The sequence below is a fragment of the Streptomyces sp. RKAG290 genome (assembly GCF_023701695.1).
GTDB lineage: Bacteria > Actinomycetota > Actinomycetes > Streptomycetales > Streptomycetaceae > Streptomyces.
This window is the reverse complement of sequence record NZ_JAJOZC010000001.1, coordinates 3097020-3121906: the sequence shown is the minus strand read 5'-3', so window position 1 is coordinate 3121906 and position 24887 is coordinate 3097020. Positions and strand designations below refer to the sequence as shown.

At 71.2% G+C, this 24887-nt stretch carries 23 protein-coding genes and 2 pseudogenes; 14 read left to right on the top strand and 11 right to left on the bottom strand.

Annotated elements, in window-relative coordinates:
* The first annotated feature begins 87 nt into the window (after positions 1–87).
* The 3 genes and pseudogenes from LNW71_RS13480 (at position 88) to LNW71_RS13470 (ending at position 1677) form a co-directional block, all read left to right on the top strand.
* A complete protein-coding gene (locus tag LNW71_RS13480) occupies positions 88–543 on the top strand; it encodes a helix-turn-helix transcriptional regulator (RefSeq protein WP_250968454.1) in 456 nt (151 codons plus the stop codon).
* A 27-nt stretch (positions 544–570) separates the two neighbouring features.
* Positions 571–1226 (top strand): annotated as a pseudogene (locus LNW71_RS13475) (hypothetical protein).
* Positions 1227–1344: 118 nt separating this feature from the next.
* On the top strand, positions 1345–1677 hold the full coding sequence (locus LNW71_RS13470; protein ID WP_250968453.1) for a DUF2516 family protein: 333 nt from the start codon (positions 1345–1347) through the stop codon (positions 1675–1677).
* On the opposite strand, the gene LNW71_RS13465 is transcribed toward LNW71_RS13470, so the two are convergent.
* The 3 genes from LNW71_RS13465 to LNW71_RS13455 all read right to left on the bottom strand — a co-directional run bounded on the left by LNW71_RS13465 (position 1659) and on the right by LNW71_RS13455 (position 5780).
* The gene (locus LNW71_RS13465) at positions 1659–3002 is read right to left on the bottom strand and encodes a fused response regulator/phosphatase (RefSeq protein WP_250968452.1); all 1344 of its coding nucleotides are present in this window, start codon (positions 3000–3002) and stop codon (positions 1659–1661) included. The two genes, LNW71_RS13470 and LNW71_RS13465, sit on opposite strands and share 19 nt — an antisense overlap.
* Before the next feature lie 666 nt (positions 3003–3668).
* Positions 3669–4736, bottom strand: coding sequence for a C40 family peptidase (locus tag LNW71_RS13460; protein ID WP_250968451.1), 1068 nt, complete (start codon positions 4734–4736; stop codon positions 3669–3671).
* A 267-nt stretch (positions 4737–5003) separates the two neighbouring features.
* The gene (locus LNW71_RS13455; protein WP_250968450.1) at positions 5004–5780 is read right to left on the bottom strand and encodes a class I SAM-dependent methyltransferase; all 777 of its coding nucleotides are present in this window, start codon (positions 5778–5780) and stop codon (positions 5004–5006) included.
* Between the two features lie 203 nt (positions 5781–5983).
* On the opposite strand from LNW71_RS13455, the gene mshA reads away from it, so the two are divergent.
* The 3 genes from mshA (at position 5984) to LNW71_RS13440 (ending at position 9808) form a co-directional block, all read left to right on the top strand.
* The gene (gene mshA / locus LNW71_RS13450; protein ID WP_250968449.1) at positions 5984–7348 is read left to right on the top strand and encodes a D-inositol-3-phosphate glycosyltransferase; all 1365 of its coding nucleotides are present in this window, start codon (positions 5984–5986) and stop codon (positions 7346–7348) included.
* A gap of 75 nt (positions 7349–7423) precedes the next feature.
* Positions 7424–7951, top strand: coding sequence for a YbjN domain-containing protein (locus tag LNW71_RS13445; protein ID WP_250968448.1), 528 nt, complete (start codon positions 7424–7426; stop codon positions 7949–7951).
* 135 nt (positions 7952–8086) lie between these two features.
* A complete protein-coding gene (locus LNW71_RS13440) occupies positions 8087–9808 on the top strand; it encodes a glycoside hydrolase family 55 protein (RefSeq protein WP_250968447.1) in 1722 nt (573 codons plus the stop codon).
* Between the two features lie 33 nt (positions 9809–9841).
* On the opposite strand, the gene LNW71_RS13435 is transcribed toward LNW71_RS13440, so the two are convergent.
* Positions 9842–10861 carry an aminoglycoside phosphotransferase family protein gene (locus LNW71_RS13435; protein ID WP_250968446.1) on the bottom strand — a complete coding sequence of 340 codons (1020 nt, stop codon included), beginning with the start codon at positions 10859–10861 and terminating at the stop codon, positions 9842–9844.
* A gap of 245 nt (positions 10862–11106) precedes the next feature.
* On the opposite strand from LNW71_RS13435, the gene LNW71_RS13430 reads away from it, so the two are divergent.
* Positions 11107–11901 (top strand): hypothetical protein, encoded by a 795-nt coding sequence (locus LNW71_RS13430; protein WP_250968445.1) that lies wholly within the window; start codon positions 11107–11109, stop codon positions 11899–11901.
* Positions 11902–11962: 61 nt separating this feature from the next.
* Here LNW71_RS13430 and LNW71_RS13425 read toward each other — a convergent pair whose 3' ends face one another.
* The 4 genes from LNW71_RS13425 to LNW71_RS13410 all read right to left on the bottom strand — a co-directional run bounded on the left by LNW71_RS13425 (position 11963) and on the right by LNW71_RS13410 (position 15546).
* Positions 11963–12205 (bottom strand): hypothetical protein, encoded by a 243-nt coding sequence (locus tag LNW71_RS13425; RefSeq protein WP_250968444.1) that lies wholly within the window; start codon positions 12203–12205, stop codon positions 11963–11965.
* Complete coding sequence (locus LNW71_RS13420) at positions 12202–12450, bottom strand: hypothetical protein (RefSeq protein ID WP_250968443.1); 249 nt, start codon at positions 12448–12450, stop codon at positions 12202–12204. Before LNW71_RS13420 ends, LNW71_RS13425 begins: the two co-directional genes overlap by 4 nt.
* A gap of 299 nt (positions 12451–12749) precedes the next feature.
* Positions 12750–14249 carry an FAD-dependent monooxygenase gene (locus LNW71_RS13415; protein WP_250968442.1) on the bottom strand — a complete coding sequence of 500 codons (1500 nt, stop codon included), beginning with the start codon at positions 14247–14249 and terminating at the stop codon, positions 12750–12752.
* 538 nt (positions 14250–14787) lie between these two features.
* On the bottom strand, positions 14788–15546 hold the full coding sequence (locus tag LNW71_RS13410) for a phosphoglyceromutase (RefSeq protein WP_250968441.1): 759 nt from the start codon (positions 15544–15546) through the stop codon (positions 14788–14790).
* A gap of 206 nt (positions 15547–15752) precedes the next feature.
* On the opposite strand from LNW71_RS13410, the gene LNW71_RS13405 reads away from it, so the two are divergent.
* Entirely contained in the window at positions 15753–17057 is a 1305-nt protein-coding gene (locus tag LNW71_RS13405; protein ID WP_250968440.1) for an MFS transporter, read from the top strand.
* A 114-nt stretch (positions 17058–17171) separates the two neighbouring features.
* Here the strand turns inward: LNW71_RS13405 and LNW71_RS13400 are convergent, their stop codons facing one another.
* Together LNW71_RS13400 and phoU are read right to left on the bottom strand one after the other, a co-directional pair.
* Positions 17172–17321, bottom strand: a complete 150-nt coding sequence (locus LNW71_RS13400; protein ID WP_250968439.1) for a hypothetical protein — start codon at positions 17319–17321, stop codon at positions 17172–17174.
* A gap of 284 nt (positions 17322–17605) precedes the next feature.
* On the bottom strand, positions 17606–18283 hold the full coding sequence (phoU, locus tag LNW71_RS13395) for a phosphate signaling complex protein PhoU (protein ID WP_250968438.1): 678 nt from the start codon (positions 18281–18283) through the stop codon (positions 17606–17608).
* 198 nt (positions 18284–18481) lie between these two features.
* On the opposite strand from phoU, the pseudogene LNW71_RS13390 reads away from it, so the two are divergent.
* A pseudogene (locus LNW71_RS13390) lies at positions 18482–19755 on the top strand (sensor histidine kinase).
* Positions 19752–20432: a response regulator transcription factor gene (locus tag LNW71_RS13385; RefSeq protein WP_073733027.1), complete on the top strand. Its 681-nt coding sequence runs from the start codon at positions 19752–19754 to the stop codon at positions 20430–20432. Before LNW71_RS13390 ends, LNW71_RS13385 begins: the two are co-directional and overlap by 4 nt.
* 97 nt (positions 20433–20529) lie before the next feature.
* On the opposite strand, the gene LNW71_RS13380 is transcribed toward LNW71_RS13385, so the two are convergent.
* A complete protein-coding gene (locus LNW71_RS13380) occupies positions 20530–21210 on the bottom strand; it encodes a DUF461 domain-containing protein (RefSeq protein ID WP_250968437.1) in 681 nt (226 codons plus the stop codon).
* Positions 21211–21843: 633 nt separating this feature from the next.
* Between LNW71_RS13380 and LNW71_RS13375 the strand changes: the two genes are divergently transcribed.
* The 4 genes from LNW71_RS13375 to LNW71_RS13360 all read left to right on the top strand — a co-directional run bounded on the left by LNW71_RS13375 (position 21844) and on the right by LNW71_RS13360 (position 24778).
* Positions 21844–22326, top strand: coding sequence for a CarD family transcriptional regulator (locus LNW71_RS13375; protein WP_006380568.1), 483 nt, complete (start codon positions 21844–21846; stop codon positions 22324–22326).
* A 420-nt stretch (positions 22327–22746) separates the two neighbouring features.
* Positions 22747–23493 (top strand): 2-C-methyl-D-erythritol 4-phosphate cytidylyltransferase, encoded by a 747-nt coding sequence (gene ispD, locus LNW71_RS13370; RefSeq protein WP_250968436.1) that lies wholly within the window; start codon positions 22747–22749, stop codon positions 23491–23493.
* Complete coding sequence (gene ispF / locus LNW71_RS13365; RefSeq protein ID WP_250968435.1) at positions 23483–24007, top strand: 2-C-methyl-D-erythritol 2,4-cyclodiphosphate synthase; 525 nt, start codon at positions 23483–23485, stop codon at positions 24005–24007. The genes ispD and ispF overlap by 11 nt, the downstream gene beginning before the upstream one ends.
* A gap of 366 nt (positions 24008–24373) precedes the next feature.
* Positions 24374–24778, top strand: coding sequence for a PPOX class F420-dependent oxidoreductase (locus LNW71_RS13360; protein WP_250968434.1), 405 nt, complete (start codon positions 24374–24376; stop codon positions 24776–24778).
* Positions 24779–24887: the final 109 nt, after the last annotated feature.

The window sequence follows — 24887 nt, the reverse complement described above, 5'->3', positions numbered from 1 at the left end:
CCGCTCCCGTTACCCGTTCGAGTGGTTCGGAACACTTTTGCAAGCGGCTGCTTGCAAAAGTTAGCAACGAGGGTCCACCATCGACGCATGGCATCACTCAACGTCGGCAATCTCGGCGAGTACCTGCGCGAGCAGCGGCGCACCGCGCAGCTGTCGCTCCGGCAGCTCGCCGATGCCGCCGGGGTGTCCAACCCCTACCTCAGCCAGATCGAGCGCGGGCTGCGCAAGCCCAGCGCCGAGGTGCTGCAGCAGGTCGCCAAGGCGCTGCGGATCTCCGCCGAGACCCTGTACGTGCGGGCCGGAATTCTGGACGAGCGGGAGCGGGACGAGCTGGAGACGCGGGCGGTGATCCTGGCCGATCCGTCGATCAACGAGCGGCAGAAGAGCGTGCTGCTCCAGATCTACGACTCCTTCCGCAAGGAGAACGGGTTCGAGGACGGACCCGGGGGCGAGGAGGGGAGTGCGTCCGGTGCGGATGCGCCCTTCAATGCCGACGGCAGTGCTGCCGATACAGGTGGAAAGCCTTCAAAACCCTCACACTGAGTCTGATGATCCGGGAGGACCACAGTCATGGCCATCACCGATGACCTGCGCAAGACCCTCACCGACCCGACCCCCTCTACTTCGCCGCCGGTACGGCCGACTTCGCCGTGCAGCAGGCGCGCAAGGTGCCGGCGCTGCTCGAACAGCTGCGCGCCGAGGCGCCGGAGCGTATCGAGGCCGTGCGCAACACCGACCCCAAGGTCGTGCAGGAGAAGGTGACCACCCAGGCCAAGGAGGCGCAGGCCTCCGTGCAGGCCAGGGTCACCGAGGTGATCGGGGCGTTCGACACCGATCTGAAGAAGCTGGGCGAGAGCGCCCAGGACCTGGCGCTGCGCGGCGTGGGTGTGGCCGCGGAGTACGCGGTCAGGGCCCGCGAGACGTACGAGAAGGTCGCCGAGCGCGGCGAGCAGAGCGTGCGGACGTGGCGTGGCGAGACCGCCGAGGAGATCGTCGAGATCGCCGTCGTCGTCGAGCCGCGCAAGGAGTCCAAGCCGGAGACGAAGGCCGCGCCGAAGCCGGCCGCCAAGCCCGCCCCGGCCGCCAAGCCGGCGCCCGCTGCCAAGACGGTCAAGACCGAGGCCAAGCCCTCTCCCGCGACCGTCAAGGCGTCTCCCGCGGCTGCCAAGAAGGCGCCGGCGCGCAAGCCCGCCGCCAAGAAGACCACGCCGCCCACCGCCAAGTAGCGGAGCGTCGGCCGGCAGGTGTGCCAGGAGGACGGCCGGGCACCTTTCGGGGTGGCCCGGTCGTTGTCCCGGTACCTTGGCCGCGAGGCGCACATTCACTCACTAGGCGGTGCACACCATGTTGCTCGAAGGCTTCAACTCGTTCCTCGGGCTGATCTACACGGCCATGCTCGTTCTCGCCGTGGTCGCCCTGGTCATGGCCGCGGTGGCCCGCGAGGACGCCTACCGCGCCGCGGACAAGCAGAAGAAGTCCTTCTGGCTGATCGTTCTCGGCATCGCGGTGGTGGTGAACCTCTGGGTGCCGATGCTCTTCGTGCAGCTCGCGGGGCTGGTCGCGTCCATCGTGTTCTTCGTGGACGTGCGGCCTGCCCTCAAGGCCGTCTCCGGCGGTGGCCGCCGCGGCGGTTCCAGCAGCGACGGGCCGTACGGGCCCTACAACGGCGGGCGTTGAGCGCCTGCGGGTGAGATCTGACCGGGGCGGGGGCGCGGAATGCTCCGGCCCCGGTCCGCGTTCTGCGCCCGTCGGCGCACGACCTCCTGGTCGCGGTCGAGCAGCAGGACCGCGACGTCGTCGGTCAGTTCGCCGCCGTTCAGCTCCCGGACGTGGGTGACCGCGGCCTCCAGGAGGTCCTCGCCGGTCAGACCCTCGGACAGCTGCCGGTTGATCATCGCGACCATGCCGTCCTGGCCCAGGCGCTGCGTACCGTTTCCGACGCGGCCCTCGATCAGGCCGTCGGTGTACATCATCAGGCTCCACGAGCCGCCCAGTTCCACCTGCCGGCGGGGCCAGCGGGCGCGCGGCAGCAGGCCGAGCGCCGGGCCGCCGTCCTCGTACGGAAGCAGGTGCGCCGCCCTGCCGTGGCGGGCGATCAACGGCGCGGGGTGGCCCGCCAGGCAGAGGCCCGCGCGGCGGCCGTCGGGGGCGATGTCGACCGTGCAGAGGGTCGCGAAGATCTCCTCGCTCTCCCGCTCGTGCTCCAGGACCTGCTGGAGCGTGGAGAGCAGCTCGTCGCCGCAGAGTCCGGCCAGCGTCAGCGCCCGCCACGCTATGCGCAGTTCCACGCCGAGCGCGGCCTCGTCCGGGCCGTGCCCGCAGACGTCGCCGATCATCGCGTGGACCGTGCCGTCCGGCGTACGCACCGTGTCGTAGAAGTCCCCGCCGAGCAGCGCGCGGCTGCGGCCGGGGCGGTAGCGGGCGGCGAAGTGCAGATCGGAGCCGTCGAGCAGCGGGGTGGGGAGCAGACCGCGCTCCAGGCGGGCGTTCTCCTGGGCCCGCAGCCGGGACTCGGTGAGCTGGCGCTGTGCCGCGTCGGCACGTTTGCGTTCGACGGCGTAGCGGATGGCGCGGCTGAGCAGCCTGCCGTCGAGCTCGTCGCGGAAGAGGTAGTCCTGCGCACCCACCCGCACCGCCTCGGCGGCCAGCTCGGCGTCGTCCTGCGCCGTGAGGGCGAGTACGGCGTGCCGGGGCGCGATCCGCAGCACGTGCTTGAGGGTGGCCAGTCCGTCCGCCTTCTCACCCGGGGCGGTACGTGACTCGCTGCCGGAGGGCAGTGCCAGGTCCAGCAGGATGCAGTCCACGTCGTCGGTGAGGAGCCGGCCCGCCTCGGTCAGGTTGCGGGCCGTGCGGATACGGATCCGGGTACCGGCGGTGGCCGGCAGCTCCGGGACGGTGAAGGTGCCCGCCGGGTCGTCCTCGATCACCAGGAGGGTGAGGCCGTTGCCATAGCTGGTCTCCGCAGCGGGAGCGGTGCGCTGCTGCGGTACGGGTACGGGCATCGAATCGGGTTTCCTTCCCTCCCCCCGAGGGCGCGGCGGAGCGACGATCGACGACCCGCCAGACGGGGACGATAGCGGTACGGGATGCGGGAATGGAATGGCGTTCGGAGTGCGGCTGCCGTTCCGGGTACGGCCTTAAGCCGCGGAAGGCCGCAGATCCGGCGGGATGCGCCGGAGTGGGGCCGGTTCCGCCGCATGACAAAGGTCACGTGAACCGGGCGGGCGCGGGTGGCGCGGGTCACGCCGGTGGGACGCCGGTTCCGTCGCGCCGTGCGGGCGGTGGACGATCTTCGCCGCCGTGCCGCGCCGCGCCGGGCCGTACGGGGCTGTCTGCCCGGCCTCGGCGACGGGTGCGAGGCGGGTGCGGAACGGATGTGCGGCGAGTTCCGCGTGGGCTGTCGGGCGGGCGCTCCCCGAAGCCGTCCGCGGTCTTGGCCGGCCTTAAGGCTCCCTTGAGGCTCGCTTAAGGTCGGCCGGCGCCTGCGCGGGGAAAGGGCCGGTGCGCCGGGCCGGAGAGCCGCCGGTACTCCCGGGCCTGGAGGCTGCCGGCACGCCGGGCCCGGGAGTTGCCGGTTCAGGCTGTGGTGCCGGCTCCGGGAGCGGCCTCCTGATGCCGCTACCTGTCGGGGGACACGGCCCGAGGATCTCCTCCGTCGAGCGCGTCCCCTACTTGTCCGGGCGCACGACCCCGAGGATCTCCATCGAGCCCGCTCCCGTGAGCGTGACGTTGCGGCCGGGGCGCGGGGCGTGCACGATCGCGCCGTCGCCGATGTACATCCCGACGTGCGTGGCATCGCTGTGGTAGATGATCAGGTCGCCCGGACGCATGTCCTTGATGGCGATGTGCGGCAGCTGCCGCCACTGCTCCTGCGAGGTGCGCGGGATCGGCCGGCCGGCCGCCGCCCACGCCTGGGACGTCAGCCCCGAGCAGTCGTACGATCTGGGGCCCTCGGCGCCCCACACGTACGGCTTGCCGATCTGCGAGGTCGCGAAGGCCACCGCCTTCTTGCCGCTCGCGCTCGCCTCGCGGTTGATCTCCTTGAGGGCGCCGGAGCTCAGCCAGGCGGTCTGCGACTTGTACTCCGCCTGCTGTTCCAGCTCCAGGAGCCGGGCGCGCTCCTTCTTCTCCAGCTGGGACTCGATCTTCTCCGCGGCCGCGATCTGTCCGTTGATCTTCTTCTTGGCCTTGGCCTGCTTGACGCGATTGGCTTCGAGCTTGGTCCAGTTGGTGCTCGCGTCCTGGGTGTACGTCTCCAGGTCCTCCTGGGTCCTGTTCAGCTCACCCAGTACGCCCTTGGCGGCCTGCTGGCCCTGGCGGGCCCGGCCGATTCCGTCCAGGAAGAGCTGCGGGTCGCCGCTGAGCATCAGCTGGGCGCCGGGCGGCAGTCCGGCGTTGCGGTACTGCTCGCGGGCCTGGGCGCCCGCCCTGCTCTTGAGGTCGGCGATCTTCGCCTGGCCCTCGACTATGGCCTGTGCGAGCTTGACGATCTCGCCGGACTGCTTCTTGGCCTGCTCCTCGGCGAGGTTGTACGCGTCAGTGGCCGCCCCGGCCTTGCGGTACAGGTCGTCGATCTCCTTGCGTACCTCTTCGAGGCTCTTCTTGCCGGTCTTCCCCGGCTGCTCCGGCGCGGGGGAGGGGGGCGGCGGTGCGGCGAACGCCTGGACCGGCGCGGCCAGTACGGCCATCGCGCAGACCAGCGTGATGGCAGCGGCGGCACTGTGGCGTCGGTTCACGAGCTCCCCCTCCGAACAGATCCCAACGAATCTGATTTACCGTCAGTAACTTATGGCACCGACGAGATCGTGCCATGCCGTACCGAAAAGCAACAGAGGCTGACACATCTGCGGCGCCTTCCGCCCGTCACCGGCGCCGCGGAGCGGTCCCCCTGAATCGCTCCCCACGTGCCGGTCCCCTGTACCGGCTCTGTCTTCTGGGACGAACGATGTCCTGCCGGTGTTCCCGTCGGAGCGGAAGTTCCTCCTTGTTTCCCGCGTGTTGGGCTAATGCCCGGGCCTGAGTGCCGTCCACTTCACCGTCACTTCACCCTGGCGCCACCGCCGTACCCCGTCCGTCAGCGGCCAGTCGCCCGACAGCGCGCGCACCGCCGTGATCCAGCGCTGCCGGGCACCCAGTGAGGCGTACGGGGCCGCGGCGGCCCAGGCCCGGTCGAAGTCGCGCAGGAAGGCGTGGACCGGCTCGCCCGGCACGTTGCGGTGGATGAGCGCCTTGGGCAGCCGCTCCGCGAGGTCGGACGGCCGGTCCAGGGAGCCGAGCCGGGTCGCGAAGGTCACCGTGCGCGGCCCTTCCGGGCCCAGCGCCACCCACACGTGGCGGCGCCCGATCTCGTCGCAGGTGCCCTCCACCAGTAGTCCGCCGGGCGCGAGCCGCTCGCACAGCCGCTGCCACACCGCGGCGACCTCGCTCTCGTCGTACTGGCGGAGCACGTTGGCCGCCCGGATCAGGGTGGGGCGCTCGGGCAGCGGGATCTCGAAGCCGCCGTGGCGGAAGGTCAGGCCCTCGCGCTCGTACGGTTTCGCCGCGGCGACCCGCTCGGGCGAGATCTCGATGCCGACCACCGCGGTACGCGGCTCGGCGGTGCGCAGGCGCTCCAGTAGCTCGACGGCGGTCCAGGGGGCAGCGCCGTACCCGAGGTCGACCGCCACGGGGGCGTCGGCGCGGCGCAGGGCGGGGCCGTGTGCGGCGGCGATCCAGCGGTCCATGCGGCGCAGCCGGTTCGGGTTGGTGGTCCCGCGGGTCGCGGTGCCGATCGGGCGCATGACACAGAGCGTAGCGATCGGCCAGGAGGGGAAGGCGCGCAGCAGTCGCGGCGACGCGCCGAATCCGTACCGTAATGATTTGGCAAAGCGGAAATGAAAGGAGGGGTTCCGCTGTTTGAGCACTTCGACGGGGCCTTGTGTCCCTTCGGTGCCATGCCTGAACGAGTCGGTACCAGTGCCCTGAACGAGGAGGACCGGACGACGTGAGCCAGTACGTCTCTCGGCTCGGCAACAGCCGTGTCGCACCGCGTCTCAGGTTCCCCGGCGGGTTCTCCGGCTCCTTCCCGGGCGGCCACCGCAAGCCCCGCCGGATCGCGATGCTCTCCGTGCACACCTCCCCGCTGCACCAGCCGGGGACGGGCGACGCGGGCGGCATGAACGTCTACATCGTGGAGCTGGCCAAGCGCCTCGCCGCGATCAACATCGAGGTCGAGATCTTCACCCGCTCCACCACCGGCGCACTGCCGCCGGCGGTCGAGCTGTCGCCCGGCGTCCTGGTGCGCCACGTCGACGCGGGGCCGTACGAGGGTCTGGCCAAGGAGGAGCTGCCCGCCCAGCTCTGCGCCTTCACGCACGGCGTGATGCAGGCATGGGCCGGTCAGCGCCCCGGCTACTACGACCTGGTGCACTCCCACTACTGGCTCTCCGGCCATGTCGGCTGGCTGGCCGCCCAGCGCTGGGGCGTCCCGCTCGTCCACGCCATGCACACCATGGCGAAGGTCAAGAACGCCTCGCTCGCCGAGGGCGACACCCCCGAGCCCGCCGCCCGGGTCATCGGCGAGACCCAGATCGTCAGGGCCGCCGACCGGCTGATCGCGAACACCGCGGAGGAGGCGGACGAGCTCGTCCGCTTCTACGAGGCCGCCCCGGAGGCCGTGGCCGTCGTCCACCCCGGCGTCAACCTGGACCGCTTCCGCCCCGCCGACGGGCGGGCCGCGGCGCGCGACCGGCTGGGGCTGCCGCAGGACGCCCTGATTCCGCTCTTCGCCGGCCGCATCCAGCCGCTGAAGGCCCCGGACGTGCTGCTGCGCGCCGTCGCCGTCCTGCTGGACCACGACCCCTCGCTGAGGTCCCGGATCGTCGTACCGGTAGTCGGCGGCCCCAGCGGCAGCGGACTCGCGAAGCCGGAGGGCCTGCACAAGCTGGCCGCCCGGCTCGGTATCGCGGACGTCGTACGGTTCCACCCGCCGGTCGGGCAGGACCAGCTGGCCGACTGGTTCCGGGCCGCTTCCGTGCTGGTCATGCCCTCGTACAGCGAGTCCTTCGGCCTGGTCGCCATAGAGGCCCAGGCGGCCGGCACCCCGGTCGTCGCGGCGGCGGTGGGCGGGCTGCCGGTGGCGGTGAAGGACGGGGTCAGCGGTTTCCTGATCCCCGGACATGATCCGGCGGCGTACGCGACGGCGCTGGGGCGCTTCGCGCAGGAGCCGGAGCTGGTCACCCGGATGGGCGGCGCGGCCGCCGAGCACGCCCAGCGGTTCGGCTGGGACACGGCCGCCGCGGCGACGGCGGACGTGTACACGGAGGCGATGCAGGAGCACCGGCGGCGGGTGCGGTCCCACCACGGGTGAGGCGGGGATCGTTTCCGCGCCGGGTGCCCGGTCCTCGATCACCGGACCGGCCTGCCACTGACGTACGCTCGGACCATGGCTGACGTACCCGAGGAAGCGGCAACGACGCAGGTCAAGCAGGTCACGCAGGTCATCGAGGCGACGTTCGAGGATGCCGGGCTCGACTGGGAGAGCCCCGGAGCCGGCAGTTACGTCGTCCAGCTGCCCGGTACCCGCAAGCTCTCCACCACCTGCTCGCTGATTGTCGGCAAGCACTCGCTCTCCCTCAACGCCTTCGTCATCCGGCACCCCGACGAGAACGACGCGGCGGTGCACCGCTGGCTGCTGGAGCGCAACCTCCGTCTCTTCGGCGTGAGTTACGCGATCGACTCGCTCGGGGACATCTATCTCGTCGGCAAACTGCCGCTCTCCGTGGTCACACCCCAGGAGCTGGACCGGCTGCTCGGCACGGTTCTGGAGGCCGCGGACGGTGCCTTCAACTCCCTTCTGGAGCTCGGCTTCGCGCGCGCGATCCGCAAGGAGTACGAGTGGCGGGTGTCGCGCGGCGAGTCCACGCGAAACCTGGATGCGTTCACACACCTGACCCAGCGCCCCGCCAACTGACGCTTACTCACCCCTGGTCACCCGGCTGAATTTTCCACGGCGCACGACTCTTTCGCTGCGCCGGGGAGCCATGGCATGCTCACCGCCGACGAGGACATGAATATCGTTCATATCCATGAAAGGTGGATCGGGCTCATGGCGACCATGGGGAGCATCAGCAGGCGAGGGCTGCTCGGCAGCGCTGTGGCCGTCGCCGCAGCCGCGGCCACCGGCGTGGCCGGCGGCGGGACCGCCTTCGCCGCGGACCGCGGGAGCGCGGGCCGCGCCGCAGCCGGTGCGGGCCGCGGCCCGCAGACCACCCCGCTCTGGCGGGAGTTCGCCGCCGCGCCCTTCACCCACCCGCAGGTCCCGTTCATCGGCCGGGCCGGCTACCGAGGCGGTTCGGACCTGCCCCGCCACACCGGTCACGGCTTCACCGCCGACGTCCTGCACTACGGCGCCAGGCCGGACGGCTCCGCCGACGCCGCCCCCGCTATCAACCGTGCCATCGCCGCTGCCGGAGAGCGTGGCGGTGGCACGGTGCTCATCCCCGAGGGCACGTACCGCATCGACGACATCATCCGCATCGGGCACAGCAACGTCGTGGTGCGCGGTGCGGGCAGTGGCCGGACCACGCTGCACGCGACCAGAAGCCTCACCGAACTGATCGGGGTGTACGGCAGCCGCTACGGCGGCGACAAGTCCAGCTGGTCCTGGGCCGGCGGCCTCATCTGGCTCTGCCCCGAGGACCGTTGGGCCTCGCTGACCGACGCCATCAGGGCGAAGGCCTGGCCCTTCGAGGGCTGGACCGGCAACAGGCGCGACGAGTGGCAGACCCTGACCACCGTCGCCCCCGCCCGCCTCGGCGACCGTACGATCACCGTCGACGACACCCGGAAGCTGAAGCGCGGCGCACTCGTCCTGCTCCGCCTCGCCGACGACGCGGCCCACACCCTCCTGGAGCACATGGCGGGCGGCGGACCCGGCCCGGAGGCGTACTACTGGGACGACAAGACGAAGCTGACCTCGTACGTCCCCTACGAGTGGCCCGTCCGCGTCACCGCCGTGCACGGCCGCAGGGTCACGCTGGAGCGCCCCCTCCCGCTCGACATCCGCCCCGAGTGGGACCCGCGCCTCACCACCCTCGCCGCCCCGCTCACCGGCTCGGGCGTCGAAGGGCTCACCCTCGAAGCGGTCGAGACCCCGCAGTCGCAGCACCTGCTGGACAAGGGGTACAACGGCGTCGCGTTCCAGTGCGCGTACGACTGCTGGGCCGACGACATCACCGTCCGCCACGTCGACAACGGCTTCGGCCTCATCGGCGCGTCCGCCTGCACCCTGCGCCGCACGAAGGTCGCGGGCCGCGGCTCGCACCACCCGTACTTCTGCCGCGAGGGCTCGCACGACAACCTGATCGAGGACTTCACCATCGAGCGGCGCACCGTGCCCGCGCCCGCGGGCACCCAGCTCCACGGCATCAACGTCGAGGGGCTGTCCAGCCACAACGTCTGGTCGCGCGGCGTGATGGAGATGGGCACCTTCGACTCGCACCGCGGGATGCCGTTCGCCAACGTCCGCACCGACATCACGGTCGACAACGACGGCCAGCACGGCGGTGACGCAAGCGCCGGGCCGCTCTTCGGCGCCCGCTTCACGCACTGGAACATCCGGGTCACCAACGGCCGGGCCGGACTGATGCGGATCGACGGCCTGGCCCCGTACAGCGCGACGGTCGGCATCAGCGAGGTCACCGAGTTCGGCCAGATCGACGTCCCCGACTTCACCGGCGACCTGCACACCCGGCTGGAGGCGTACGGCACACCGGAAGCCGTCCGCCCGCAGAACCTGCACGACGCCCAACGCGCCCTGCCGCACTGACGGAGCCGCGCCCGAGCAGTCGGCGCAGCCGGGTCAGTCCCCGACCGGCAGCGCCGACTCCACCTCGCTCAGGGCGGCTTCGAGCCGCGGCGCCACCTCGGTCCAGGTCCACTCCATCCGCTCCGCGTCCACCTGCCGGGGCACGGTCTCCACCAGCATGATCAGGTACAGGTAGGAACGGTAGAGCGCGAGCCGCAGCCGCAGGGAGCCGTCGAACTCCACGGCCCCGCCCGGCGCCGACGACGCGTAACCGGCCAGGAAGTCGCGGTCCTCCGCGATGTCCCCGAAGAGGGCGAGCGAGACGAAGTCGGCGGCCGGGTCGCCCCAGAACATCCGCTCCCCGTCCACTATCCCGCCGATCCGCCGCGCCCCCGGCGCCCCGGCGACCAGGATGTTGCCCTGCCACAGGTCGAAGTGGACCAGGGCGGGGCGCGTGACGTCGTCCAGTACGCAGGAGGCGGCGCCGAGCAGGCTGCGGATGGCGGACGCGGGGCGCGGCAGCCTCGCCGCATACGTGTCCGCGTCGGCCAGCACGGCGTCGGTCATCGCGGTGAAGGCCTGCCGCCAGCTGGGCGCCAACGCGCCGAGGGCCCCGGACGGATAGCCGAAACCGCCGAGGCCCGGCACGGTGTGCAGCCGGCCGACGATCCGGCCCAGCTCCTGGCGCAACCGCTCTTCCTCGCCGTCGGGCATCGTGCCGGTGAGTTCGTGCCAGGGCTGCCCGGGACAGGCCGTCATGATCACGAACGCGCCGCCGGGGGCCACCGGATCGAGCCCGCTGTGCACGACGCGGGGGACCGTCGTCCCCTCGGTGAGGCCGGCCGCCGCGGTGTAGAAGGCCACCTCGTTGACCAGCAGGTCGCGCTCGTAACCGAGCCGGTTCCCGGCGGTCGCGGGCGGCGGCGTCTTCACCACCCACTCCCGGCCGTCGGTGAGCCCGACCCGGGTGACGGCGTTGTACGTGCCCCCGGCGAGCGGGGCGTACGAGGCGACCGCCTCCGGTGGCACGCCCACGGAACCGAGCACGGCGGACAGGGCGGATTCGATCGGCATCAGCGGTCCCCTTCGAGCGGTCACCCCGGGCCGGGTCGCTGCCGGCGGGCCGAAAGCCCAGTTCAGGGTCTTCACGGGGTGATCACGACGTCGTCACGATCAGAGGCGATGCCCGGTTTGACGGATTGCCAAACCGCAGTCGGCTCATAGAGTTGGGGCACCCCCACGATCTCCCACCGGCCGAGCCGAACCCGGCGTCGGCTGCTCTCGTGCGGGCGAAACACCTTGAGACAGAAGGATGGGCCATGCGACCCACTGCCATACGCCGTACCGCCGTTGCCGCCACCGCGCTGTCCCTGGCCCTGCTCACCGCGGCCTGCGGTTCGGACGCGGCGGACAAGGACAACGGCAAGGCCGGCGGATCCGCTTCGGCCGGCTCCGCGGACAAGGGCGCGGACAAGACCTCGGCCAAGGCGCTGACGGCGGCCGAGCTGGAGAAGGTCTCGCTGACCCAGGGCGACGTCAAGGGACACAAGATCGCCAAGGCCGGCCCCGCCGACGCCATCTCCCCCGACGCCGTCACCACGGACAAGCCGGCCTGCGACGGCTTCGCCGACGCCTTGATGGGCGCCAAGTCCGGCTCGCCCGCAGCGTCCACGCAGCGCAAGGTCGTCAGCGAGCCGAAGAAGGGCGCCGACAAGGACAGCGACGACCCCGAGGCGGCGTTCAAGGCCGCCTTCGACATCACGACGACGCTCACCACGCTCTCCTCCTACGAGGGCAAGGGCGCCGATGAGACGCTGTCCGGTCTGCGCACCGCCGCGACCGAGTGCGCGTCAGGCTTCACGCTCACCGCGGCCGGCTCCAAGCAGAAGATCACCAAGATCGCGGAGGAGCAGGTCAAGGGCGGCGAGGACGCCGTCGCCTGGACGGTCACGATCGAATCGGACGGCGACAAGAGCCAGATGAAGCTCGTGGAGGTCCGCCAGGGCGCCACGGTCGCCTCGTTCACCTCGCTCAACCTGGCCTCGTCCGGCGGGGGCGGCGGCTTCGACCTGCCGACCGCCGTGGTCGACGCACAGGTCGCCAAGCTGGTCTGAGTCCGGATGGGTGAGGGTCCGTTCCGGACGCCTGGCTCGATCTCCTTGGTCCGGTCTCGGGTCAGGGGAGTGGGACCAGCCGCACGACGGTGACGGTCAGGACCGACCCGGACACGTAATAGAGCACGATCGCCTCGGCGACGGTGGCCTCGCGGCGATCGTGCTCACCCTTGACGGCGGAAGACCCCTGCCCGTACGGATCGCGCCCCAGCGTGCGCGCCATCTGGTCCCGGAAGGTGTCGCCGTCCCGCATCTTGGCCAGGGTGTCGTCGGCGGGCGGCGCGTAGGAGATGCGGAAGCTCAAGCTACGCTCCGCCTCTCGGCCTCGTCCTGCGCCAGCCGGTCCAGGATCCGCTCGGCCTCCGGATCGGGTACGGCCTCCAGCATCCAGTGCCGCATCACGGCCTGGATCTCGTGCACCCCGGCATCGTTGATGGCGCGGTCGAACTCCTCGCGACTCGCCTCGGGCAGGGCGTCACGGATGGCCGGGATGCTGTTGGGCACCTCGACCTCGGCGCCGCCGACGAAGGTCTTCAGGGGCTCACCCATGGTTGCTCTCCCCGCTCTCCTTGCTCCCTTGTCACGTTAGCGGCTGCGGTCCCGCGCGCCGCGTACCGGGCGGGCAAAATCGGGGCGGCGGGGTGTTCGTGGCCGGGGTGTTGGGCCGGCGAGGTCGCTGGGTCGTGGGGTCGCGGACTCATCGGCTCGCCGGGGCCGCCGCGGCAACGCGCCCCCTACCTCGGCTCCTTCGCGAGGGTTCCGGTGCGCGGTGCTGCTTCCCGTCTTCGCCGCCCGGCGGCCGTCGGCCGTTTCCGGGAGGCTCCACGCCGGGCACGGCTTCCGGGTGCTCAACCGGCAGCGGTGCCGAACCACTTGGGCAGCCGGCCGAGCAGCTCCTGCTGATCGTCCCCGGCCCAGACCACATGGCCGTCCGGCCGCAGCAGCACGGCAGGCACGTCCAGTTCCTCGCCGACGCCGACGCCGACGCCGACGCCGACGCCGCTGACGTCGACGACGTGATCGACCCGGTCCTCCCAGCCCGCCACCGTGAGCCGGCCGGTCCGGTCGAGGAGCAGCCCGCGGCCGCCGTGCATCCGCTCGTAGAGGCGGCCCCGCTCCAGTCTCACGTTCCGCAGTCTCCGGCCGAGCAGTTCGTGCCCCTCGCCGACGTCGTAGCGGACATCGACGGCGGTGATCATGCCGGTGACGTACCGGTTCACCTCCTCGAAGTCCATCAGCTTCGAGAACATCTCCCGCAGCGCGGTCGCACCCGGATCGGCGCCCATCAGCGTCGTCTGCGCACGGGTGTTGTCCAGCACGCGCGCGCCCACCGGGTGCCGTTCGGCGTGGTAGCTGTCCAGGAGGCCCTCCGGCGCCCAGCCGTTGACCTCGGCGGCCAGCTTCCAGCCGAGGTTGAAGGCGTCCTGGATCCCGAGGCTGAGACCCTGCCCGCCGACGGGCGGATGGACGTGTGCCGCGTCGCCGGCCAGCAGCACCCGGCCCGCCCGGTAGCTCTCGGCCTGCCGGGTGGCGTCGCCGAACCGGGACAGCGAGCGCGGCGAGTGCACGCCGAAGTCGGTGCCCGCGAAGGCTCGCAGCTGCCGCTTGAACTCATCGAGGTCGGGCGCGGTCGCACGGTCCTCGGCCACTCCGTCGGCAGGCACGACGATGCGGTAGACCCCCTTCTGCCCGTCCACGTCGGGGAGCGCACCGAACCGAAGCTGGGTCCTGCGGACCTCGTCGACGACGGCGGCGATCGTCGCCGGGTCCTCGGTCACCTCCATGTCGCCCAGCAGCGTCTCCACCTTGGCGGGCTCACCCGGGAAACCGATGCCGGCCAGCTTGCGCACCGTGCTGCGCCCACCGTCGCACCCGACGAGGTAGCGCGCGCTCAGCCGCGTGCCGTCCGTCAGCTCGACGATCACGCCGGCCCCGTTCTCTTCCTTCTCGCCGACCCCGTCCCCGATCCCGCTCAGCCCGGCCACTTCGCAGCCGCGCCGGATCTCGGCACCGAGTTCGAGGGCGCGTTCGCCGAGCAGCCGCTCGGTGGCCGGCTGCGGCGTGGTGAGGCCGTAGGGGTGCGTCGTGTCCAAGTGCTCCGGCCACGGCTTGCGGATGCCGCCGAAGAATCCGCCGACCTGGAACTTCTCACTGACCGCGAGGAACCGGCCCAGCAGGCCGCGCTGATCCAGCATCTCGACGCTGCGCGCGTGCAGACCCCGTCCGCGGGTCTGCCCGGTCGGCTCGGCCAGCTTCTCCAGCACGACCACGCGCACGCCGTGCAGCCGCAGTTCGGCGGCCAGCATCAGGCCGGTCGGCCCGGCGCCGACCACGATCACGTCAATCATTCGGAACGCCCATTCAACGAGACTGCCTTTCGACCGGCCGATACGCGCAGCCCGGCGAGGCACACACACTGGCCCCCGCGCCGAGCCCCGCAGCCGTACCGCGAGTCCCCCGGCGGTCCGACGGCCGCGTGTACCCCATACGCCGACAAGAGCGCACGTAGTACGTGACTCTGTCATTTCGGCAGGTTCCGGCCTTGGGCGAGCATTCTGCGGCACCACCGGGGCCTTGCCGCAAGCCCCCCGGCGCGCTATATCTTGATAGTGGCAAGGAGATGGCAACCGATCTCCTTGCCTTTGTCATGCGTCGGCCGCCGTGGACGACCCCAGGCCTTGCCCGGGTACGGGCTGCGTGAGAGGGCCGGGCATCCGGTTGGTCAGCGGCGCAGGGCGCGATCCAGGGTGACCCGGTGATCGGCGACCCGCACATCGGCACTGGCAATCCCCTGCGACGGCACCGCTCTCCCGCCGCACGGCCCAGGACACACGACGGCCCCCGTCTGCGCCATGGGCGCTGACGGGGGCCTGGTCGCTGTTCTGGTTACTTCTTGCCCTGGTTCTTCACGGCCTCGATGGCGGCCTTCGCCGCGTCCGGGTCGAGGTACGTGCCGCCCGGGTTCAACGGGCGGAAGTCCGCGTCCAGTTCGTACGCGAGCGGAATGCCCGTCGGGATGTTCAGGCCCGCGATGTCGGCGTCCGAGACGCCGTCGAGGTGCTTGACCAGGGCCCGCAGGCTGTTGCCGTGTGCGGCGACCAGGACCGTGCGGCCGGCCAGCAGGTCCGGGACGATGCCGTCGTACCAGTACGGCAGCATGCGGGTGACGACGTCCTTGAGGCACTCGGTGCGCGGGCGCAGCTCCGGCGGGATCGTCGCGTAGCGCGCGTCGTCGCTCTGCGAGAACTCGGTGCCGTCCGCGAGCTCCGGGGGCGGGGTGTCGTACGAGCGGCGCCAGAGCATGAACTGCTCCTCGCCGAACTCGGCGAGCGTCTGCGCCTTGTCCTTGCCCTGCAGGGCGCCGTAGTGGCGCTCGTTCAGCCGCCAGGAGCGGTGGACGGGGATCCAGTGGCGGTCCGCGGCCTCCAGCGAGAGCTGGGCGGTGCGGATGGCGCGCTTCTGGAGCGAGGTGTGCAGTACATCGGGGAGCAGGCCGGCGTCCTTGAGCAGCTCACCGCCGCGGACCGCCTCCTTCTCGCCCTTCTCGGTGAGGTTGACGTCCACCCATCCGGTGAACAGGTTCTTCGCGTTCCATTCGCTCTCGCCGTGGCGGAGGAGGATCAGCTTGTACGGTGCGTCGGCCATGAGTCCGAGCGTAATCGAACCTGTGCGGGCTGCGCGCGCCCGGCCACAGGGCGGACAGCGGGGCGGGGCGGGGACTCCTGGGCGGGTCGGATTGACGGCTGCCGTCAATTGAGTGGCAGCCGGGAATCTGCTGTTCGTAATGTTCGGTCAGTCGGCGGGCCACTTACCGCCGGCATTCGCTTCCGTACGTCCCTGGGGGAACCCGCATGTCTGTCACCGGTCTCAGGCGGGCCGCCAGTGAAACCGTCTCCGGCCTCCCCGGGGAGTTCTGGTGGCTGTGGACCAGCACCCTGGTCAACCGGCTCGGGGCGTTCGTCGCGACGTTCATGGCCCTGTACCTGACCCTGGACCGGGGCTACTCCGCCTCGTACGCCGGGCTGGTCGCGGCCCTGCACGGGCTCGGCGGGGTCGTCGCCTCGCTCGGGGCCGGGGTGATGACGGACCGGTTCGGGCGGCGGCCCACGATGCTGATCGCGCAGATCTCGACGGCCGTCTCGGTGGCGGTGCTCGGCTTCATGGTTCATCCGGTGGCGATCGCGGCCGTCGCCTTCGTGGTCGGCATGGCCAGCAGCGCCTCGCGTCCCGCGGTGCAGGCGATGATCGCCGACATCGTCCGGCCCGAGGACCGGGTGCGGGCGTTCTCCCTCAACTACTGGGCGATCAACCTGGGGTTCGCGGTCTCGTCGGCCGGGGCCGGGTTCGTCGCCGAGTACAGCTACCTCGCGGGCTTCGTGGGCGAGGCGTTGATGACGCTGGTCTGCGCCGTCGTGGTCTTCATGAAGGTTCCGGAGTCCCGGCCGGAGAAGGCCCCGAGCACGCTCCGGGGTGTCTCGCCGGCCGCCGCGGACGACGTGCGGCTCGGCACGGTGCTGCGCGACAGGCGGTTCATGGGCGTCGTCGGGCTGTCCTTCGTGATCGCCCTGATCTTCCAGCAGGGCTACGTGGGGCTGCCGGTGGCGATGGGGACGGACGGATTCAGCAGCTCGGACTTCGGTACGGCGGTGGCCGTCAACGGCGTCCTGATCGTGGTGCTGCAGATCCCGGTCACCCGTTTCATCCAGAGCCGTGACCCGCGCCGGCTGCTCATCGTGTCGTCACTGCTCGCGGGGTACGGGTTCGGGCTGACCGCGTTCGCCGGCTCGGTCGCCGTGTACGCGCTGACCATCTGCGTCTGGACCGTCGCCGAGATCGTCAACGCACCCGTGCAGAACGGCCTGGTGGTCCAGCTGTCCCCGGCCCACGGGCGGGGCCGCTACCAGGGGATGTACACCCTCTCCTGGTCGGCCGCGGCGCTGGTCGCCCCCCTGATGTCCGGTGTGGTGATCGACCACTTCGGGGCCGGGTGGCTGTGGGGGACGTGCGCGGTCCTGGGGACCGTGGCGGCCTTCGGGTACTGGCTGCTCATGCGGAACCTGCCGCGGGAGGGCGAGACCGTGGAGCGCGGTCCGGTCGGCGCCGCGCTGGCGGGCACCGGCCAGCAGCTCGAGCCCGCCCTGGAGCCGACCGTCTGACGCCCGGCCGTGTGACCGGGCGGCGCACGGCGGCACGCGGTCGACGCCGGTCGTACGCAGGCGGCGCCCCGCGCGGACGTCCTCCGCGTGGGGCGCCGCCGTGCTCCGCGCCCGTCAGCCGGAGCAGCCGCCGCACTGGCACGGCGCCCCGGACTGGCAGCCGCACCCGCAGCCCGAGCCGCAGCCGCAGGCGCCGAGGACGGTGAGGCGCACCGCTTCGGCGGCTGTCTCCTGCTGGGGTTCGGTCATGGGGGAGTCGGCCATGGTTCCTCCTCAAGGCGTACGACAGGGCCGTACGCCCGCACGGGGCCCACGACCGGGGCGTACGGACAAGTCGTGCCGCCCCACCCCATTGCATGCCCACCCGGGCAGGCGCATCAACGGCGCACGCGCGCAGGAACGCATGTGCGACACAACGCGCCGTCGCACTCCCCGTCGCGTCCGTGAGCGCACTCCCTGGGAACATGCCGCGCTCGTCGGCGCACTCCCCGCCGCCCCGTAGCCCCTCGCTTCCCCACCGCCCCCGCCCCCCGCTCGCGGGATACCGGCTACGCGCCCTCCACCGGCGCCGCCTGCTGGATCTCGTCCGCGTGCTCGCCCGTCACCAGGTAGACCACGCGCTTGGCCACCGACACGGCATGGTCGGCGAACCGCTCGTAGTAGCGGCCGAGCAGGGTCACGTCGACGGCCGTCTCGATGCCGTGCTTCCAGCGGTCGTCCATCAGGTGCTGGAACAGCGTGCGGTGCAGCAGGTCCATCTCGTCGTCGTCCTGCTCCAGCTGGAGCGCCAGGTCGACGTCCTTGGTGATGATCACCTCGGCCGCCTTGGCCATCAGCCGCTGCGCCAGCTGCCCCATCTCCAGGATGGTGGCGTGCAGGTCGTGCGGCACCGCCGACTGCGGGAAACGCAGCCGGGCCAGCTTGGCGACGTGCTGGGCGAGGTCGCCCGCGCGCTCCAGGTCCGCGCTCATCCGCAGCGAGGTGACCACGATCCGCAGATCGGTGGCCACCGGCTGCTGGCGCGCCAGCAGGGCGATGGCCCTGGCCTCCAGGTCGTGCTGGAGGTCGTCGACCTTCTGGTCCGCGGCGATCACGGTCTCCGCGAGCTTGAGATCGGCATCGAGCATGGACGTCGTCGCCCGGCCGATCGCCGACCCGACGAGCCGGGCCATCTCGACCAGCCCCTCGCCGATCGAGTCGAGTTCCTCGTGGTACGCGTCTCGCATGGGAAGTCCCTCTCCAGTCCTTAACCGAGGCCGGGGCCAGCTCTGAACCCCACGTTCCCACGGTGACCCGGGTACGCGTCCGGATCCGACCGGCCAAGTGAACCGGTGCTTGCTCCTCGGTGAACTCTGGGCGACGAGTGTTCGAGCAGGCACTCGGATGGCTGGGAGAGTGTCGGTCGTGCCGCATAACCTGGAGCTATGGACGTGAACGCGGCGGTCGCCGCAGCTGCAGCGATCGCCGGGCTGTGTACCGGTGTGATCGCCATGCTGGCGTTCCGCTGGAGCGAGCGCGACCAGAAGAAGCCGACGCGCACCTCCCTGCGGCCCGACAGCAATGCCCCACTGCCCCCGGGGTCGACACGGTCCTGTCCGTGCTCAGCTCCTCCGCCGTCGTGCTCGACGAGAGCGACAGCGTCGTCAAGGCCAGCTCCGCCGCGTACGCGCTGGGACTGGTCAGGGGCGGGCGGCTCGCCGTCGAGGCCATGCTGCAGATGGCCAGGGACACCCGCCGTGACGGCGAGATACGCCAGGTCGAACTGGACCTCCCGCGGCGCGGTACGGGCCGGGGCGAGGCCCTCGCGGTCTCCGCCCGGGTCGCCCCGCTGGGCTCCCGGCTGGTGCTGCTGCTGGTCGAGGACCTGACCGAGGCACGTCGCATCGAAGCGGTGCGGCGCGACTTCGTCGCCAACGTCAGCCATGAGCTCAAGACCCCGACCGGAGCGCTGTCCCTGCTCTCGGAGGCCGTCATGGACGCCTCCGACGACCCGGAGGCGGTGGAACGGTTCGCGGGCCGGATGCAGATCGAGGCAACCCGGCTCACCAACCTCGTACAGGAGCTCATCGACCTCTCCAGGGTGCAGAACGACGACCCGCTGGAGGACGCCGAACCGGTCCGGGTCTCCGAACTGGTCGCCGAGGCCATCGACCGCTGCCGGCAGCAGGCCGGCTCCAAACAGATCACCATGGCCGCGGGCGGCACCGCCGAGCTCCGCATCTGGGGCAACCGCGGTCAGCTCGCCGCCGCCCTCGGCAACCTCGTCGAGAACGCCGTCAACTACAGCCCCGCCCGAACCCGCGTGGGCATCGCCGCCCGCCGGGTGGCCGTGTCCGGCGGGGACGAGATCGAGATAGCCGTGACCGACCAGGGCATCGGCATCTCGGAGAAGGACCGCGAGCGGGTCTTCGAACGCTTCTACCGCGTGGATCCGGCCCGCTCACGGGCCACCGGTGGCACCGGCCTCGGCCTCGCCATCGTCAAGCATGTGGCCGCCTCGCACGGCGGGGAGGTCACCGTCTGGAGCTCGGAGGGACAGGGCTCCACCTTCACCCTGCGGCTGCCCGAAGCGGGCGCCGTACGGGAACGGGACCGCACCACAGGCGGACCGCTCATCGTCAACGGCGACGAGGGGCCGTACCCGGCCGCCGCCCCTGACACTCTTGATTCATTCCCTGCCCCGGAGGCGCTTCAGTGACCCGAGTGCTTGTCGTCGAGGATGAGGAATCCTTCAGCGACGTCCTGTCCTACATGCTCCGCAAGGAAGGCTTCGAGGTCGCCATCGCGGCCACCGGACCCGACGGCCTGGACGAGTTCGAGCGCAACGGCGCCGACCTCGTGCTCCTCGACCTGATGCTGCCCGGCCTGCCCGGCACCGAGGTCTGCCGGCAGCTGCGCAGCAAGTCCAACGTCCCCGTGATCATGGTTACGGCCAAGGACAGCGAGATCGACAAGGTCGTCGGACTGGAAATAGGAGCCGACGACTATGTGACCAAGCCCTTCTCCTCGCGCGAGCTCGTCGCCCGCATCCGCGCGGTGCTGCGCCGCCGCGGGGAGCCGGAGGAGGTCACGCCCGCCGCCCTGGAGGCGGGCCCGGTCCGGATGGACGTGGACCGTCACGTCGTCACCGTCTCCGGCGGCAAGGTCGACCTGCCGCTCAAGGAGTTCGACCTGCTGGAGATGCTGCTGCGCAACGCCGGCCGGGTGCTGACCCGGATGCAGCTGATCGACCGGGTCTGGGGCGCGGACTACGTGGGCGACACCAAGACGCTCGACGTCCACGTGAAGCGGCTGCGCGCCAAGATCGAGCCGGACCCGGGCGCGCCGCGGTTCCTGGTCACGGTGCGGGGGCTGGGGTACAAGTTCGAGCCGTAGACCGGCCCGCTGCCCCCTGAGGGGCGTTACGTACGGCTGAGGCGCCTCCCCGGACCGGGAAGGCGCCTCAGCCGTATGTGTGCGGATGTGCGAGCGGTCAGTTGGCCGGCTGCTGCGAGTCGGACGCCGCGTCGGTCGGGGTGGTGCTGTTGCTCGCCGACGCCGATCCGGAGGGGGTGCCGGACGGCGCGCCCGGGGTCTCGGAGGCGGAGCCGGAGGGCGACGCGTCGGGCGACTGGGCCGGCTTCTTCGGCAGCTGCGGCAGCGAGCTGGGGCCGAAGCCCTTGAAGTAGCTGCCGGCCGGGACCACGGAGGCGCCCAGCGGGATGTCACCGGTCTTGCTGAACTTGAAGACCAGGCTCTGCACGTTGCCGTTCTGCGTGGCCTCGCTGCCGTTCTCGATCACGGCGGCGGCGTTGCCCTTGCCGCCGAGGATCACCGAGCCGCCGGCCGGGACGACGACCGGTCCCGAGCCCTTGGCGGCGTGCAGCTGCACGGACGCGCTGCTGCCGGTCAGGGCGATGGCGTCAAGGGTCTCCGGCTTGGTGCCGGAGTTGAACACCGTGGCGGCCACGACGGCCGGGCCCTTGGCGCCGCGCACCGGCTGGGTGATGACGTTGGCGTTCTGGATCTGGATGTCGCCGGAAGAGGTGGCGGCGTTGTCCGGCCTGACCCCGAGAGTCTGCGCGTCGTTGCCCGCACCACATGCGGAGAGCGCGGCGATCGAGAACACGAGGGCTGTGGCGGCGAGAGCGCCGTGTCGAAGGCTGCGGCTCACGGCGGTGGCAACTCCTTGAACGTGCGGACTTGGGGGCGGTGTCGGGCGAGTGGTGTCTAAGTCGCCCGACGGTGTGACAGCGGCCAGGTTACCGAGCCGCCCTTCCCGCTCCGCACCCGACCCGCCCCCTGGCGCCCCGGGGTTCGCGAGCCGGATCGCGGACCGGATCGCGGGCCGGCTCACGGGCGATCATTCGCACGCTGTTCACATAACCCGCTTGATCAATTCCGCCGGATGTCCGGCCCGCGCTTCCCGTGCACGTTCCGCCGGGCCGGCGCATTCATTGCGCATAATCCTCGCGACGGCCGAACGTTGATCAATTTCATTGGCCATCGGCACTTACCGCCGTACGGGTGATCGATCCCCGAACGGAGTACGGAAAGTTCACCATCCTGAACCCGGCAAACCGGGACTTTCGGGCACTTCCGAGCAGGTTCCGGTAGGTGTAACGTCCGCGTTTCTCCCCGCCCGTACAGCGGCTCCGACCTGCGAATACCGTCTCCGGCGGCCCTTACGCAGCACGTACGTGTTGCAGTTGTCAAGCCCTGAGATATGCCCTGACCTGCGAAAACGCCATTCAGGAGAAGCTGTTCTCGTGTTACTCTGGATAGCCACGGAAGGGGTACCTGTCACATGACGTTCAAGGTTGGCGACACCGTGGTCTATCCCCATCACGGGGCCGCGCTGATCGAGGCTATCGAAACTCGCCAGATCAAAGGCGTGGACAAGACCTACTTGGTGCTCAAGGTCGCTCAGGGCGACTTGACGGTGCGTGTACCAGCGGACAATGCGGAGTTCGTGGGTGTGCGCGACGTAGTCGGGCAAGAGGGGCTGGACCGGGTCTTCGAGGTGCTGCGCGCACCGTATGCCGAGGAGCCGACGAACTGGTCCCGTCGCTACAAGGCAAATCTCGAGAAGCTCGCCTCGGGCGATGTCATCAAGGTCGCCGAAGTAGTGCGCGACCTGTGGCGTCGTGAGCGTGAGCGCGGGCTCTCCGCAGGTGAGAAGCGCATGCTCGCCAAGGCTCGCCAGATCCTGGTGAGCGAGCTTGCTCTCGCGGAGAACACCAACGAGGACAAGGCCGAGGCTCTGCTCGACGAGGTCCTCGCGTCCTGAACCGGATCGCACCGGTCGTAAATAATGTGCCGCGGTGCCCGCTGACCAGCCGTTTTCACGGTGTGTCGTCGGGCGCTGCGGCATGTTCGTACCCTGGCCCCGGTCTACGGATTCCGGTGCCACGGACGCCCACACCACGGATTTCGGGCAGCGGGACGCCTACGGGCGGCGCGCCCGATGATCCCGGATGTTGTTCTCGATGCGCCGACGCGTTGGCCTCATCGACGATCCCCCGGTACCTTGCTCGCGATCTTGTGAAGTCGACGTGTCAGGCCGATCCCGAGCGGCCGGGCTGATCCCTGCCTCGCCCGGGGTCACGGAAAGGGTCCCGGTCGAGTCATGGCGTGGCGCCCGGATCGATTGAGCCCATACCCACGTCCGCCGGGAAGACAAACATGCCGATGCTTCGGAGTGCAACCGATGTCTGATCAATCGCGTCCCTGCCGCACCGCCGCCGTGATTCCCGCGGCCGGCCGCGGCGTACGGCTCGGCCCGGGTGCCCCCAAGGCGCTCCGCGCGCTGGGCGGGACGCCCATGCTCATCCACGCGGTCCGGGCCATGGCGGCCTCCCGCCAGGTGTCCCTCGTGGTGGTCGTCGCGCCGCCGGACGGGGCCGGCGAGGTCAGGAACCTGCTCGACGAGCACGCCCTGCCCGAGCGCACCGACTTCCTCGTCGTACCCGGCGGTGAGACCCGTCAGGAGTCGGTGAAGCTCGGCCTCGACGCACTGCCCGCGGACATCTCCGTCGTCCTCGTCCACGACGCGGCCCGCCCGCTGGTGCCCGTCGACACGGTGGACGAGGTGGTCGAGGCGGTACGCGACGGCGCGCCCGCCGTCGTCCCGGCGCTGCCGCTCGCCGACACCGTCAAGGAGGTCGAGCCGGGTGCGCCGGGGGAGCCCGAACCCGTGCTCTCCACCCCGGTGCGGGCCCGGCTGCGTGCCGTGCAGACCCCGCAGGGGTTCGACCGCGACACGCTGGTGCGCGCCCACGAGCGGGTCGCCGTCAGCGGTGAGGGCGCGACCGACGACGCGGGCATGGTCGAGCAGCTCGGGGCGCCCGTCGTGGTCGTACCCGGTCATGAGGAGGCGTTCAAGGTGACCCGGCCGCTGGACCTGGTCCTGGCCGAGGCGGTACTCGCACGCAGGAGGGCGAACGATGGCTTCTGAGGACACGACGGCCGCTTCCGGTGAGCGCTCCGCGCCGGTGATCCCGCTCGTCGGGATCGGGACCGACATCCACGCCTTCGAGGAGGGCCGCGAGCTGTGGTGCGCGGGTCTCCTCTGGGAGGGCGAGGGCCCCGGCCTGGCCGGACACTCCGACGCCGACGTCGTCGCGCACGCCGCGTGCAACGCGCTGTTCTCGGCCGCCGGGCTCGGCGACCTCGGGCAGCACTTCGGCACCGGCCGCCCCGAGTGGTCCGGCGCCGCGGGGGTCACGCTGCTGACCGAGGCGGCCCGGATCGTGCGGTCCGCGGGCTTCGAGATCGGCAACATCGCCGTCCAGGTCGTCGGCGTGCGCCCGAAGATCGGCAAGCGGCGCGACGAGGCGCAGAAGGTGCTGTCCGCCGCCGTGGGCGCGCCCGTCTCGCTCTCCGCCGCCACGTCCGACGGGCTCGGCTTCACCGGCCGGGCCGAGGGCATCGCCGGGATCGCCACCGCACTGGTCTACCGCACGGGCTGACCCCGCCGCGGACCCGGCGGGCCTCCTGCTCGCCGGGCCCGCCACCTGCCGCTCGGACGGGTACGTACCGGCCCGGGTGCCCCGCCCCCGTCACCCGAACGGGGCAGGCCACTCTTCGGGAACCTGCCCTACGGGGAACGGCCCCCCTGGTCCGTACTCGCCCCGCCACCGCCCTGGGGCCGGGACAGGCGGCGCGGGACGCGGGACGACGTAGGGGCGCCGGGTGAGCGTGCCACCCCGCAGGACGGCTGCCACCACGCCCCGCCGCGAGCGGCGCTTTCGCGGGCGCGGCCGGAATGCGGGCAGAAGAGCCGGTGGTTGGGGTAGACGTAGGGAATCACCGGCCCGCACAGGAGGACGTACGCCATGACCGCCGCACTCTCCGCAGAACTCAAGTCGCTGCTCGACACCCCGGTCTTCGTCACCGTGGCCACCATCCAGCCCGACGGCAGCCCCCAGGTGTCCCCGGTCTGGGTGAAGCGGGACGGCGAGGACGTACTCATCTCCACGACCACCGGCCGCCGCAAGGAACAGAACATCGCCCGCGACCCCCGCGTCTCCGTGGTCCTCCAGCCCTTCGCGGCCCCGTACACCTACGCCGAGATCCGCGGCACCGCCACCCTCACCACCGAGGGCGGCCAGGAACTCATCGACGAGCTGTCCCTGAAGTACACCGGCAAGAAGTACGCCGAGTTCAACCCGGCGTCCGGCGAGGACGACGAACGCGTGGTCGTACGGATCACCCCGAGGAAGGTCGTCGGGCGCCTCTGAGCCCCCGCGGACGGGTCACGGACCACTGCCCGGCGAACCGGAGCCGTAACAACTGTCATCGCAATCCCCCAAGGGGTCGCGGGGCACTGGTGCGCGCCCACTACCCTTG

Bases quoted from the DNA above. Each gene is read 5' to 3' on its own strand.
- LNW71_RS13480 (WP_250968454.1), top strand. From the start codon at position 88: ATGGCATCACTCAACGTCGGCAATCTCGGCGAGTACCTGCGCGAGCAG.
- LNW71_RS13470 (WP_250968453.1), top strand. From the start codon at position 1,345: ATGTTGCTCGAAGGCTTCAACTCGTTCCTCGGGCTGATCTACACGGCC.
- LNW71_RS13465 (WP_250968452.1), bottom strand. From the start codon at position 3,002: ATGCCCGTACCCGTACCGCAGCAGCGCACCGCTCCCGCTGCGGAGACC.
- LNW71_RS13455 (WP_250968450.1), bottom strand. From the start codon at position 5,780: ATGCGCCCGATCGGCACCGCGACCCGCGGGACCACCAACCCGAACCGG.
- LNW71_RS13445 (WP_250968448.1), top strand. From the start codon at position 7,424: ATGGCTGACGTACCCGAGGAAGCGGCAACGACGCAGGTCAAGCAGGTC.
- LNW71_RS13440 (WP_250968447.1), top strand. From the start codon at position 8,087: ATGGCGACCATGGGGAGCATCAGCAGGCGAGGGCTGCTCGGCAGCGCT.
- LNW71_RS13435 (WP_250968446.1), bottom strand. From the start codon at position 10,861: ATGCCGATCGAATCCGCCCTGTCCGCCGTGCTCGGTTCCGTGGGCGTG.
- LNW71_RS13430 (WP_250968445.1), top strand. From the start codon at position 11,107: ATGCGACCCACTGCCATACGCCGTACCGCCGTTGCCGCCACCGCGCTG.
- LNW71_RS13420 (WP_250968443.1), bottom strand. From the start codon at position 12,450: ATGGGTGAGCCCCTGAAGACCTTCGTCGGCGGCGCCGAGGTCGAGGTG.
- LNW71_RS13415 (WP_250968442.1), bottom strand. From the start codon at position 14,249: ATGATTGACGTGATCGTGGTCGGCGCCGGGCCGACCGGCCTGATGCTG.
- LNW71_RS13410 (WP_250968441.1), bottom strand. From the start codon at position 15,546: ATGGCCGACGCACCGTACAAGCTGATCCTCCTCCGCCACGGCGAGAGC.
- LNW71_RS13405 (WP_250968440.1), top strand. From the start codon at position 15,753: ATGTCTGTCACCGGTCTCAGGCGGGCCGCCAGTGAAACCGTCTCCGGC.
- LNW71_RS13400 (WP_250968439.1), bottom strand. From the start codon at position 17,321: ATGGCCGACTCCCCCATGACCGAACCCCAGCAGGAGACAGCCGCCGAA.
- phoU (WP_250968438.1), bottom strand. From the start codon at position 18,283: ATGCGAGACGCGTACCACGAGGAACTCGACTCGATCGGCGAGGGGCTG.
- LNW71_RS13375 (WP_006380568.1), top strand. From the start codon at position 21,844: ATGACGTTCAAGGTTGGCGACACCGTGGTCTATCCCCATCACGGGGCC.
- ispD (WP_250968436.1), top strand. From the start codon at position 22,747: ATGTCTGATCAATCGCGTCCCTGCCGCACCGCCGCCGTGATTCCCGCG.
- ispF (WP_250968435.1), top strand. From the start codon at position 23,483: ATGGCTTCTGAGGACACGACGGCCGCTTCCGGTGAGCGCTCCGCGCCG.
- LNW71_RS13360 (WP_250968434.1), top strand. From the start codon at position 24,374: ATGACCGCCGCACTCTCCGCAGAACTCAAGTCGCTGCTCGACACCCCG.